1 protein-coding gene is annotated in these 13051 nt (G+C 74.8%); it reads right to left on the reverse strand.

All coding sequences use genetic code 11. The features are described 5' to 3' along the window. Positions 1-35: 35 nt before the first annotated feature. On the reverse strand, positions 36-13049 hold the full coding sequence (locus ACFY0P_RS45040; protein WP_388927737.1) for a type I polyketide synthase: 13014 nt from the start codon (positions 13047-13049) through the stop codon (positions 36-38). Positions 13050-13051: the final 2 nt, after the last annotated feature.

Below are 13051 nucleotides of genomic sequence, written 5' to 3' on the forward strand. Positions count from 1 at the left end.
AGGTGGATCGGGGCGGTCAGGGATGGAACGTCGTTTCAGTGCGACCCGGCGTTGCGCTCGACGAGCTGGAACAGTTCCTCGTCGGTGGCCGTGTCGAGGTCGAGGTCGTGTTCGAGATCCCCCGTCGGCCGGTCGAAACGGTCGACGAGAGCGAGCAGCCGGGACAGGACTGCGTCGTCCGCCGCCTCCGGCGAGGCGAGGGCCTCCTCCAGGGCCGCGAGCGACTCACCGACCGTCGGTGCCTGCGACTCGCCCTGGTCCAGGGGGATCTGGGCAACCAGATGGGCGGCGATGGCGGCCGGAGTGGGGTGGTCGAAGACGAGCGTGGCCGGGATGTCCAGGCCGACCGCGGCGCCGATCCGGTTGCGCAGTTCGACCGCGGTCAGTGAGCTGAACCCGAGGTCCCGGAAGGCCCGTTCGGCGTCGACGCCGTCCACGCCGTCGGTGTGTCCGAGGACCACGGCCGACTCCGCGCGTATCAACTCCGTGAGTGCCGCCTCCCGTTCGGCCGGGGCGATTGCGGCCAGGCGCCGGGTCCACGCCGGTACCCGCGGGGTGTCGGCATCGGGCTCCGTGGCCGCCGTACTGACGACGGTGGTGTTGGTGACCTCGGCGTCCAGCCAGTAGCGCCGCCGCTGGAAGGCGTACGTCGGCAGCGTGACCCGGCGTGGCACGGCGGGCGCGAAGGCGGCCGTCCAGTCGACGCGCACCCCGCGCACATGGAGTTCGGCGGCCGAGGCGAGGAAGCGGCGCAGGCCTCCCTCGTCGCGGCGCAGGGTGCCCGCGACGACCGAGGCGCGGGCCGTGCCGGCCGCTTCCAGCGTCTCCTGGAGCGGCACCGTCAGCACCGGATGCGGACTGATCTCGACGAACGCGGTGTGCCCGGCGGCGGCGAGGGCACGGGTCGCCTCCTCGAAGCGGACGGTCTGCCGCAGGTTGGTCACCCAGTAGGCGGCGTCGAGTCCCGAGGTGTCCTGCCAGTCGCCGGTCACGGTGGACAGCAGCGGCACGGTGCCGGTGCGGGACCGGACCGGGGCGAGCGCCTGGAGGAGTTCGTCGCGCAGGCCGTCGACGTGGGCGCAGTGCGAGGCGTAGTCGACGCGGATGAGTCGTGCCCGTACGTCCTCGGCCTCGTACGCGGCGACGAGTTCGGCGAGCGCGTCCGTGTCGCCGGAGACGACCGCCGAGGTGGGGCCGTTGACGACGGCGACGGACAGCCGCTCGGGCCACCGCCGTTCGATGCGCTCGGCCACGGCGTCGGCGGGCAGGGCGACGGACGCCATGCCGCCGCGTCCGGACAGGGCGAGGACGGCGCGGCTGCGCAGCGCCACGACGCGGGCACCGTCGTCCAGGCTGAGCCCGCCGGCCACGGTGGCGGCCGCGATCTCGCCCTGACTGTGGCCTACCACGGCGTCCGGCCTGACTCCGTATGACGTCCACAGCTCGGCCAGGGACACCATCACCGCCCACAGCACCGGCTGGACCACGTCCACCCGGTCAAGACCGGGGGCGTCTTCGGTGCCGCGCAGGACGTCGAGCAGGGACCAGTCGGTGTACGGGGCGAGGGCCGTCGCGCACTCCTCGATCCTCGCGGCGAACACCGGTGCGCTGTCGAGGAGTTCGACGGCCATCCCGGCCCACTGGGAGCCCTGCCCGGGGAAGACGAAGACGGTCCTGCCGTCGGTGTCCGCCCGGCCGCGCACCACACCGGGGGCGGATTCCGCGGCGGCGAGTGCGGCGAGGGCACGTCCGGGATCGCCGAGGGCGACGGCGCGCTCCTCCAGGGCGCCCCGGGTGACGGCGAGCGAGTGGGCGATGTCCACCGGCTCGTCGTCGGTGCGGTCGAGGTGGGCGGCGAGCCCACCGGCCTGGGCGCGGAGCGCCTCGGGGGTGCGGGCGGACAACAGCCATGGCAGCACGGCGGGTTCAGCGCGCGTGGCAGACACCTGGGTGGTGGCGGGCGGCTGTTCGAGGATGACGTGGGCGTTGGTGCCGCTCACGCCGAAGGAGGAGACGGCGGCCCGGCGCGGGCGGTTGTCCTCCGTCTCGGGCCAGGGGCGGGCCTCGGTGAGCAGTTCCACGGCTCCGGCCGTCCAGTCGACGTGCGGGGACGGGCTGTCCACATGCAGCGTCCTGGGCAGCACTCCGTGCCGGATGGCCTGGATCATCTTGATCACACCGGCCGCGCCGGCCGCGGCCTGGGCGTGGCCGATGTTGGACTTCAACGAACCGAGCCACAGAGGCTGTTCGGGGTCGCGGTGCTGCCCGTAGGTGGCGATGAGGGCTTCGGCCTCGATGGGGTCGCCGAGGGTGGTGCCGGTGCCGTGTCCCTCGACGACGTCGATGTCGGCGGGGTTCAGTCCGCTCGCGGAGAGGGCCTGGCGGATCACTCGCTGCTGGGACGGACCGCTCGGCGCGGTGAGCCCGTTGGAGGCGCCGTCCTGGTTCACGGCCGATCCCCGTACCACGGCGAGGACCTGGTGCCCCAGTCGCCGGGCGTCCGACAGCCGCTCCACGAGCAGCAGCGCCACGCCCTCCGCCCAGCCGGTGCCGTCCGCCCCGGCCGCGTACGCCTTGCAGCGGCCGTCGGCGGACAGCGCCCGCTGCCTGCTGAACTCCACGAAGGTGGTCGGCGTCGACATCACCGCGACACCGCCGGCCAGGGCCAGGTCGCACTCCCCCGTGCGCAGCGACTGCGCCGCGAGGTGCAGGGCGACCAGGGACGACGAGCACGCCGTGTCGACGGTGACCGCCGGACCCTCGAAGCCGAAGGTGTACGAGATCCGGCCCGAGGCGACACTGCCCGCGGTGCCGTTGCTCAGCCAGCCCTCCAGTTCGGCGGGCACCTCACGCACTCGGGGCGCGTAGTCGTGGTACATGACCCCGGCGAAGACGCCGGTACGGCTGCCGCGCAGCGCCTCGGGGTCGACACCCGCGCTCTCCAGCGCCTCCCACGCGGTCTCAAGGAGCAGCCGTTGCTGCGGGTCGGTGGCGAGCGCCTCGCGCGGGGAGATACCGAAGAAGGCGGCGTCGAAGTCGGCGGCCCGGTCGAGGAATCCGCCGTGCCGGGTGTAGGAGGTGCCGGGGCGTTCGGCGTCCTCGGAATAGAGGGCGTCCAGGTCCCAGCCCCGGTCGTCGGGGAACTCGCTCACCGCGTCCACGCCGTCGCGCACCAGCGCCCACAGGTCGTCCGGGGAGGCGACCCCGCCCGGCAGCCGGCAGGCCATGCCGACGATGACGACCGGGTCGTCGTCCGGATCGACGGTCCGCACGGGAACCCGTTCGGGCTGCGGGGCCGCGGCGCCCAGGAGCCGGTCGCGCAGGTGGGCGGCGACGTCGGCGGGCGTGGGGTGGTCGAAGACCAGGGCGGCGGACAGAGTGAGGCCGGTCGCCGCGCCCAGGCCGTTACGGAGTTCGACGGCGGTCAGTGAGTCGACGCCGAGTCCGGTGAACGCCTTGCGGACGCCGATGGCGGCGGGTGCCGTGGCCAGTACGATCGCGGTCTCGCCGCGCACGAGGTCCAGCAGGGCCGCGTCCTGAGCCGCGGTGTCCGGCAGCGCGGCGAGGCGCTCGGCGAGCCCGGTGTGCGAGGTGACGGCCGTCTCGGTGGCCGCACTGCGGCGGACCGGGCCACGCTCCGGCCGGACCAGACCGCGCAGGGGCGCCGAGACGGGTGCACCGGATGCCCGTACGGCGTCCGCGTCGAACGGCGACGGCACGAGCAGCGGCCCGCCCACCGCCTCGGCGGCGTCGAACAGGCCCGTCCCCTCCGTGTCACTGAGAGGACGCACGCCCAGCCGGGCGAGCCGGGCGAGGTCGGCCGCCGTGAGGTGACCGGTGATGCCGCTGGCTCCGGCCCACTGGCCCCAGGCCAGGGACTGGGCGGGCAGCCCGAGCGCGTGCCGGTGGGCGGCAAGGGCGTCGAGGAAGGTGTTGGCCGCCGCGTACGAACCCTGTCCGGGCGAGCCGAGTACACCGGCCACCGACGAGTACAGGACGAACGCGTCCAGCGGCAGGTGCGCGGTCAGTTCGTGCAGGTGCCAGGCGCCGTCGGCCTTCGGGCGCAGCACGGTGTCCAGGCGCTCGGGGGTGAGTGCCGTGGTGACGCCGTCGTCGACGACTCCCGCGGTGTGCACGACGGCGGTGAGCGGGTGGTCCGGAGGGATGGCGTCGAGGACGGCGGCGAGCGCGTCCCGGTCGGCGGTGTCGGCTGCGGCGATGGTGACATCGGCGCCCGACTCCGCCAGTTCGGCACGGAGTTCGGCTGCTCCCGGTGCTGTCTCGCCGCTGCGTGAGGTGAGCACGAGGTGGCGAACGCCCCGGTGCGTGACGAGGTGTCGGGCGAGCAGGGCGCCCAGGGTTCCGGTGCCTCCTGTGATCAGGACCGTGCCGTCCGGGTCCCACTCCGTCACGGGGGTCCGGCCGGGAGGCGCGGGGACCAGACGCGGGACGTAGACGCTCCCGGAGCGCAGTGCGAACTGCGGTTCGCCGGTGGCCACGGCCGAGGCGAGTGCGGCGGCCGACTCCGGGCTGCCGTCGGTGTCGGCGAGGACGATCCGGTCCGGGTTCTCGGTCTGCGCGGAGCGCAGCAGGCCCCATACGGCGGCGGTGACCGGGTCCGGTGTGTCGTCAGGGCCGGTCGACACACCGCCTCGGGTGACGGCGACCAGTCGGGTACCGGCCGGCCCGCTGTCGCGGAGCCGGTCCTGGACGGTGGCCAGGGCGTGCTCCAGGGCGGCCCGGACCCGGTCGAGAGTGGCCACGGTGTCGAACGGGCCCTCACCGAGGGTGACCTGGGTCCACTCGAAGATGTCCGCCACGTCGCCGCCGGTGGCCGGGAGCTGCGGCCAGGTGAGGGCGTAGAGGCCGTCCGCCGGGGCGAGAGCGGTGGTCTTCAGGGGGCGGGTGGTGAGGGCGTCGACCGACACCACCGGGGCCCCGGTCGGGTCGGTGGCCTGGAGGGAGAAGGTGTCGGGGCCGGTGGCGGTGAGCCGGACCCTCAGTTCCGTGGCGCCGGTGGCGTGCAGGGCGACCTCCCGGTAGGCGAACGGGAGGCGGGTCGGGCCGGCCACGTCCTGGTGCAGTCCCGGGAGTTGGAGGGCGGCGTCGAGCAGGGCGGGGTGGATACCGAAGGCGGCGGCTTCCTTGTGCCGCTCCTCGGGGAGGGCGACTTCGGCGTAGGAGATGTCGCCGTCCCGCCAGGCGGCGCGGATGCCACGGAACGCCGGGCCGTACTCCAGGCCCGTCCCGGCAAGGGCCGCGTACACCTCGTCCACCGCGACGGGCTCGGCGCCGACGGGCGGCCACTGGTCGAGCCGTTCGCCGTCCGGCGCCTGTGCGGTGCCGAGGATGCCGGTGGCGTTGCGGACCCAGGCCGTCCCGGGAACCCGGGACCGGACGGTGACACTCCGGCCGCCCGCCGCGTCGGACGCCCCCACGGCGACCTGGATCTGGGCGGCCCCCTGTCCCGGCAGCACGAACGGCGTCTCCACAACGAGTTCGACGAGCCGTCCCGCCCCGACCGCGTCGGCCGCGTGGGAGGCGAGTTCGACGAGCGCGGCGCCCGGCAGTACGGGCGTGCCGACGACGACGTGGTCGGCGAGCCATGGATGGGTGCGCAGGGAGAGGCTGCCTGTCAGGAGCAGCTCGTCGGTGTCGGGCAGGGGTACGGTCGCCCCCAGCAGCGGGTGGTCGACAGCGCCGAGGCCGAGCGCGCCGGCGTCGGCGGCGGTGCCGGGCTCCAGCCAGAACCGGCGCCGCTGGAAGGCGTACGTCGGCAGTTCGGCGCGCCGGGCGCCACTGCCGGTGAAGTAGGCCGCCCAGTCCACCGCGTGGCCGCGCACATGGACGTGCGCGAGGGCGGTCAGCGCGGTCGCCGTCTCGGACCGGTCCCGCCGCAGCGCCGGTACGGCTACGGCGGCACCGTCCTCGACGTGCCGGCGGACGAGCCCGCTCAGCGTGCCGTCGGGGCCGAGTTCCAGGTAGGTCGTGACGCCGGACGCGTCGAGTGTGCGGACCACGTCGGACCAGCGGACGGCGTCGCGCACATGCCGTACCCAGAACTCGGCCGTGGTCAGGTCCTCGCCCTCGGCGATGCGCCCGGTCAGCGCCGAGACCACCGGGATCCGCGGCCGGGCGTAGGTCAGTCGGGCGACGACCGTGCGGAAGTCGTCGAGTACGGCGTCCATGTGCGGGGAGTGGAAGGCGTGGCTGACCGTGAGGTGCCGGACGCGACGGCCGCGGGCGGCGAACGAGGCGGCGAGCGTGTGGACGGCTTCGGTGTCGCCGGAGACGACGACGGCTTCGGGGCCGTTGACGGCGGCCACGTCCACGCCGTCGGGCAGTTCGGCGCGTATCTCGTCCTCGGTGGCCTGAACGGCGGCCATGGCGCCGCCCGACGGCAGGGCGCCGATCAGCCGGGCGCGGGCGGCGACCAGGGCCGCGGCGTCCGCGAGCGAGAGCACGCCGGACACGTGCGCGGCCGTGATCTCGCCGACGGAGTGTCCGGCCACGAAGTCGGCTCGCACGCCCCAGGACTCGTAGAGCCGGAACAGGGCGACCTCAACGGCGAACAGGGCCGGCTGGGTGTACGTGGTGTCGTCCAGGCCGTCCCCGGAGGTGACGACCTCGGCGAGCGGGCGGTCCAGCAGCGGGTCGAGGGCCGCGGCGACCTCGTCGAAGGCGGCGGCGAACGCGGGGTGGGCGGCGTACAGCTCCCGGCCCATGGCGGCGCGTTGGCTGCCCTGGCCGGTGAAGAGGAGGGCCAGGCGGCCGGGTTGTGCGGCCGAGCCCGTCACGACGGTGGCCGGGGTCGGTCCGCCGTCGGCCAGGGCGTGCAGCGCGTCGAGGTCTGCGACGACGACGGCCCGTTCGTCGAGGGCGGCCCGCGTGGTGGCCAGGGAGAAGGCGAGGTCGAGCGGGCGGTCGGGGGTGCGGTCCAGGTGCTGGGCGAGCCGGGTCGACTGGGCGCGCAGTGCCTCGGGGGTGCGGGCGGACAGCAGCCAGGGCAGGGGCCGGTCGGCGGGCACGGCCCGGGTGCCCGGATCCGTCTGGTGCGGCGGCTGTTCGAGGATGACGTGGGCGTTGGTGCCGCTGACGCCGAAGGCCGACACGGCCGCCCGGCGCGGACGGTCGTCGTCCGTCACCGGCCACGGGCGGGCCTCGGTGAGCAGTTCCACCGTCCCCGCGGACCAGTCGACGTGCGGGGACGGCGCGTCCACGTGCAGGGTCTTGGGCAGTACGCCGTGGCGGATCGCCTGGATCATCTTGATCACGCCGGCGACTCCGGCGGCGGCCTGCGTGTGGCCGATGTTGGACTTCACCGAGCCGAGCAGCAGGGGGCGGTCGGCGGGGCGGTTCTTGCCGTAGGTCTCGATGAGGGCGTGGGCCTCGATGGGGTCGCCGAGGGTGGTGCCGGTGCCGTGTGCCTCGACGGCGTCGACGTCTGCAGGGACGAGTCCGCCGGCGGCCAACGCCTGCCGGATCACCTTCTGTTGGGAGGGACCGCTGGGCGCGGTCAGGCCGTTGGAGGCACCGTCCTGGTTCACGGCCGAGGCGCGGACGACGGCCAGCACCTCGTGGCCGAGCCGTCGCGCGTCGGAGAGCCGTTCCACCAGCAGCAGTCCGACGCCCTCCGCCCAGCCGGTGCCGTCCGCCCCGGCGGCGAAGGCCTTGCAGCGCCCGTCCGGTGACATGGCACGCTGCCGGCTGAACTCGACGAACGTGGTCGGCGTCGACATCACGAGCACGCCGCCCGCGACCGCGAGGTCGGCCTCCCCGGCCCGCAGTGCCTGCGCGGCCAGGTGCAGGGCGACCAGCGAGGAGGAGCACGCGGTGTCGACCGTGACCGCCGGGCCCTCGAAGCCGAAGGTGTAGGAGACGCGTCCGGAGGCCACGCTGCCGGCGTTGCCGATGCCGAGGTAGGCCTCCAGCTCGTCCGGGACATGCTGACCGCGGCCGGCGTAGTCGCGGCCGGAGATGCCCGCGAAGACGCCGGTGCGGCTGCCGCGCAGCGCGGTGGGGTCGATGCCGGCCCGCTCGAACAACTCCCAGGTGGTTTCCAGCAGCAGCCGCTGCTGGGGGTCGATGGCGGGCGCCTCGCGCGGGGAGATCCCGAAGAACTCCGGGTCGAACTCGGCGACCGAGTCGAGGAATCCGCCGTGCCTGGAGTAGGAGGTGCCGGGCCGGTCGGGGTCCGCGCTGTAGAGGCGGTCGAGGTCCCAGCCGCGGTCGGTGGGGAACCCGGTGAGGGCGTCGGTACCGTCGGCGACCAGCCGCCAGAGGTCGTCCGGGGAGGTGACCCCACCGGGGAAGCGGCAGGCCATGCCGACCACGACCACGGGGTCGTCGTCCACCGGGGAGAGCGCCACGGACGTCTCGGTCTCGGCCGAGTGGGGTGTCTCGGTGCCGAGTTCACCGGCCAGCCAGTCGGCGAGCGCGGCGGGCGTGGGGTGGTCGTAGACGAGTGTGGCGGGCAGCGGGTGGCCGGTGGCCGCCGTGAGCCGGTTGCGCAGTTCCACGGACATCAGTGAGTCGAAGCCGTGGGCGCGGAACGCGCGGGCCGGGTCGATCACGTCGGGGGTGCCGTGGCCCTGGACGGCGGCGGCCTGCGACCGTACGACGGCGAGGAGTTCGCGGCGCAGCTCGGCCGGGGCGAGTCCGCTCCACCGGTCCGGGCGGACGGTTTCCTCGGGGGCTGCCGCCGACCGGCCCTGCGCATGCAGGAGTTCGGCGGCGAGCGGGTGCGGGCGTCCCCGGAAGAACACGGACCAGTCGGCGTCGGCGGCGACGAGGTGCTGCTCCGCACGGTCGAGGACCTGGCCGAGGACGCTGAGGGCGCCGTCCGGTGGCAGGGAGACGAGGCCGTGCCGCAGCAGTGTCTCCTCGGCGCCGTCGGCGGCGATCCCGTCACCCGCCCAGTGCCCCCAGGCCACCGATGTGGCGGGCAGTCCGGCCGCCCGTCGGTGGTCGGCCAGCGCGTCCAGATAGGCGTTGCCCGGGGCGTAGTTGGCCTGGCCGGGGATGCCGCAGATCCCGGCGACGGAGGAGAAGAGGACGAACGCCGACAGGTCGGAGCCGGCGGTGAGTTCGTGCAGGTTGCGCGCGCCGAGCACCTTGGCGCGCAGGGCGCGGTCGAGGTGCTCGGGGGTGAGTTCCCCGATCAGGGCGTCGTGGAGGGCGGCGGCGGTGTGCACGACAGCGGTCAGCGGCCGGTCCACCGGCACGAGGGCGAGGACCGCCGCGAGCTGGTCGCGGTCGGCGACGTCGGCTGCGGCGAAGGTGACCGTGGTGCCCACCTCGGCCAGTTCGGCGGCGAGTTCGCTCGCACCGGGTGCGTCCTGCCCGCGACGGCTGACCAGCAGCAGGTGCCGGGCGCCGCGTGCGGCGAGCCAGCGGGCGAGGTGTCCGCCGAGGGCACCGCTGCCTCCGGTGATCAGCGTCGTGCCGGTCGGCCGCCAGTCGGCCGAGTCGTCGGCACGAGAGGACAGTGGTCCGGCGGGTACCAGTCGGCGGGCCAGGACACCGACCGGGCGGACGGCGGCCTCGCGTTCCCGGTCCGGACGGGTGTCGGCGAGCAGGGCGGCGACCTGGGACCAGGCGTGCTCGTCGGGGTCGGCGGGGAGGTCGATCAGACCGCCGGAGCGTGCGGGGTTCTCCACCGCGAGGATCGCGCCGAAGCCCCACACCAGGGCCTGTTCGGGGTCGGTCACCCGGTCCGCGGGGCCGGTGGAGACCGCGCCCCGGGTGAGGAACCAGACCGGCGCCGGCACGCCCGCGTCGTCCAGGGCCTGAGTGAGGGCGACCTGGGCGGCGTACGAGCGCGGGACGGCGTCGTGGCCGTCGAGCCGGCCCTCGGAGAGCGCCAGCAGCGAGACCACCCCGGTGGCGCCGGACGGCAGGAGCGCGGCGAGCGCGGCCCGGTCGGTGTCCGCGGGAACGAGGACGGTGACGACTCGGGCACCGGCCGCTTCCAGGGCGCCGCGCAGGGCACCGGGGAAGGCGTGGTCGGTGTGGGTGTCGGGGACGACGAGCAGCCACTCCCCCGTGAGCCGCCGGCCCGGGCGGGCGGAGCGGGCCGGGCGCCACAGCAGGCGGTGCAGCCACCGCTCGGACGCCTCGGCGGCCAGGCGGCGTTCTCGCCAGGTTGCCAACGCGGGCAGTACGGGGGCGAGTTCGGGAGTGGTCAGCCCCAGGGCGGAGGCCAGCAGGCCGGTGTCGGGGTCGGTCACCAGGTTCCAGAAGGCGTCGTCCTGCGCGGTGGGCGCCGGGGCGAGGAGTTCGGGCGAGCGGGTGGCGTCCAGCCAGTAGCGGTCCCGCTGGAAGGCGTACGTCGGCAGGGCGACGCGGCGCGGGGACCCGGCGGCGAAGGCGGCCGACCAGTCGACGGGCACACCCTGTACGTGCAGTTCGGCGACCGAACGCAGCCAGCGGTCGAGGCCGCCCTGCCCGCGGCGCAGCGAGCCGGTGACGACGGGTCGCGCCTCGGCCAGGGTCTCCTGGATCGCACCGGTCAGCACGGGGTGCGCGCTGACCTCGACGAACACCGTGCGGTCGGTGCCGGCGAGCCGACGGGTGGCCTCCTCGAAGCGGACGGTGCTCCGCAGGTTCGACACCCAGTACGCGGCGTCCAGTTGGGCGGTGTCCTGCCAGTCGGCGGTCACGGTGGAGAGCAGCGGAACGGTTCCGGTGCGCGGGGTGACGGGTGCGAGTGCTTCCAGCAGTCGTTCGCGCAGGGCGTCGGTCTGGGGGGAGTGGGAGGCGTAGGCGATCGGGATGACGCTGGTGCGGACGCCCTCCGCCGCACAGCCGGCGCGCAGTTCCTCAAGGGCGTCGAGGTCTCCGGAGACGGCCACGGCGGAGGGGCTGTTGACCACGCCGACGGACAGTTTGCCGGGCCACCGCTCGGCGAGGCGCCGGGCCACCTCGGCCTCGGGCAACGCCACGGCGACCATGCCGCCCCGGCCCGCGATGGACTCCAGGGCCTGGGCGCGCAGGGCGACGATCCGGGCCGCGTCCTCCAGGCTCAGTCCGCCCGCGACGTACGCGGCGGCCACCTCTCCCTGGCTGTGCCCGACCACGGCGTCAGGGGTGACGCCGTAGGACTTCCACAGGTCGGCGAGGGCGACCATCACCGCCCACAGCGCGGACTGGACGACGTCCGTGCGGTCCGGGTCGGGGGTTTCGCCGGTGCCGCGCAGGACGTCGAGCAGCGACCAGTCGGTGTACGGGGCGAGGGCCGCCGCGCACTCCTCGATCTTCGCGGCGAACACCGGGGCGTTGTCGAGGAGTTCGGCGGCCATGCCGAGCCACTGGGAGCCCTGGCCGGGGAAGACGAAGACGACCTTGCCGTCGGTGCCGACGGGCCCAGTGGCACCCCGCACGGCGGTCGCCGGGTGCTCGCCGCGGGCGAGGGCACGCAGCGCGTCCGCCGGGTCGTCGCCGACCAGCACGGCACGTTCGTCGAAGGCGGTGCGGGTGGTGGTCAGGGAGTACGCCACGTCGGTGGGCGCGTCGGCGGTGGTGTCGAGGTGGTCGGCCAGCCGGGCGGCCTGGGCGCGCAGGGCGTCGGGGGTGCGGCCGGAGACGACCCACGGGAGGGCGGGCGGAACAGGGGTGTCGGACGGCTCGGTGGTCCGCGCCGGGGCCTGCTCGATGATGACGTGGGCGTTGGTGCCGCTGACGCCGAAGGCCGAGACCGCCGCGCGCCGGGGCCGCTCCCCCTCCGTGGCGGGCCACGGCTGGGCGGCGGTGAGGAGCCGGACGGTTCCGCCGGACCAGTCGACGTGCGGGGTCGGCGCGTCCACGTGCAGGGACCTGGGCAGTCGGCCGTGCCGGATGGCCTGCACCATCTTGATGACGCCAGCGACTCCGGCGGCGGCCTGGGTGTGCCCGATGTTCGACTTCAACGAGCCCAGCAGCAGCGGGCGCTCGGCCGTGTGTGCGCTGCCGTAGGTGGCGATGAGGGCCTGTGCCTCGATGGGGTCGCCGAGCCGGGTCCCGGTGCCGTGCGCCTCGACGGCGTCGACGTCGCCGGGGCCGAGTCCGGCCGCGGTGAGGGCGTCGTTGATGACGCGCTGCTGCGAGGGCCCGTTGGGCGCGGTGAGCTGGCTGCTGCGGCCGTCCTGGTTGACGGCGGAGCCCCGGAGCACGGCGAGGATCGGACGGCCCAGGCGCTGGGCGTCGGAGAGCCGGGCCAGCACGACGACACCGGCGCCCTCGCCCCAACCGGTGCCGTCGGCCGCCGCGGCGAACGGCTTGCAGCGGCCGTCCGGGGCGAGCCCGCGCTGCCGGCTGAACTCGATGAACATGCCGGGCGCGGCCATCACGGTGGCGCCGCCCGCGAGGGCGAGGTCGCACTCGCCGCGCCGCAGTGACTGGGCGGCGAGGTGCAGGGCCACGAGGGAGGAGGAGCAGGCCGTGTCCACCGTGACGGCGGGTCCCTCCAGGCCGAGGGTGAAGGCGATACGGCCGGAGGCGACGCTGGTGGTGGAGCCCGTGAGGACGTAGCCGTCGGTCTGTTCGGCGGGCAGGTGGTGCAGGCTGGGCCCGTATTCCTGGGCGATGACGCCGGCGAACACACCGGTGCGGGTGCCGCGCAGGCCGGTCGGGTCGAGGGCCGCGTGCTCCAGTGCCTCCCAGGAGGTCTCCAGGAGCAGGCGCTGCTGGGGGTCGGCGGCGAGCGCCTCGCGCGGGGAGACACCGAAGAACTCGGCGTCGAACTCCCCCGCGTCATAGAGGAATCCGCCTTCGCGGGCGTAGCTGCGGCCCGTCGCATCGGGGTCCGGGTCGTAGAGGTGGTCGAGGTCCCAGCCGCGGTCGGCGGGGAATCCGCCGATGACGTCGCGTTCCTCGGTCACCAGCCGCCACAGGGCGTCCGGGGTGTCGGCGCCGCCGGGGAAGCGGCAGGCCATGCCGACGATGGCGATCGGTTCGCCGTCGCGGCCGCCGTCCGCCTTGGCCTCGGCCTCCTTCAGGCGCTCACGGGTGTGGTGCAGCTCGGTGGCGACGCGGGTGAGGTAGTCGCGGAGCTTCGCCTCATGCGTGGTCATGT

The organism is Streptomyces sp. NPDC001714, assembly GCF_042892755.1.
In the GTDB taxonomy this organism is placed as follows: domain Bacteria; phylum Actinomycetota; class Actinomycetes; order Streptomycetales; family Streptomycetaceae; genus Streptomyces.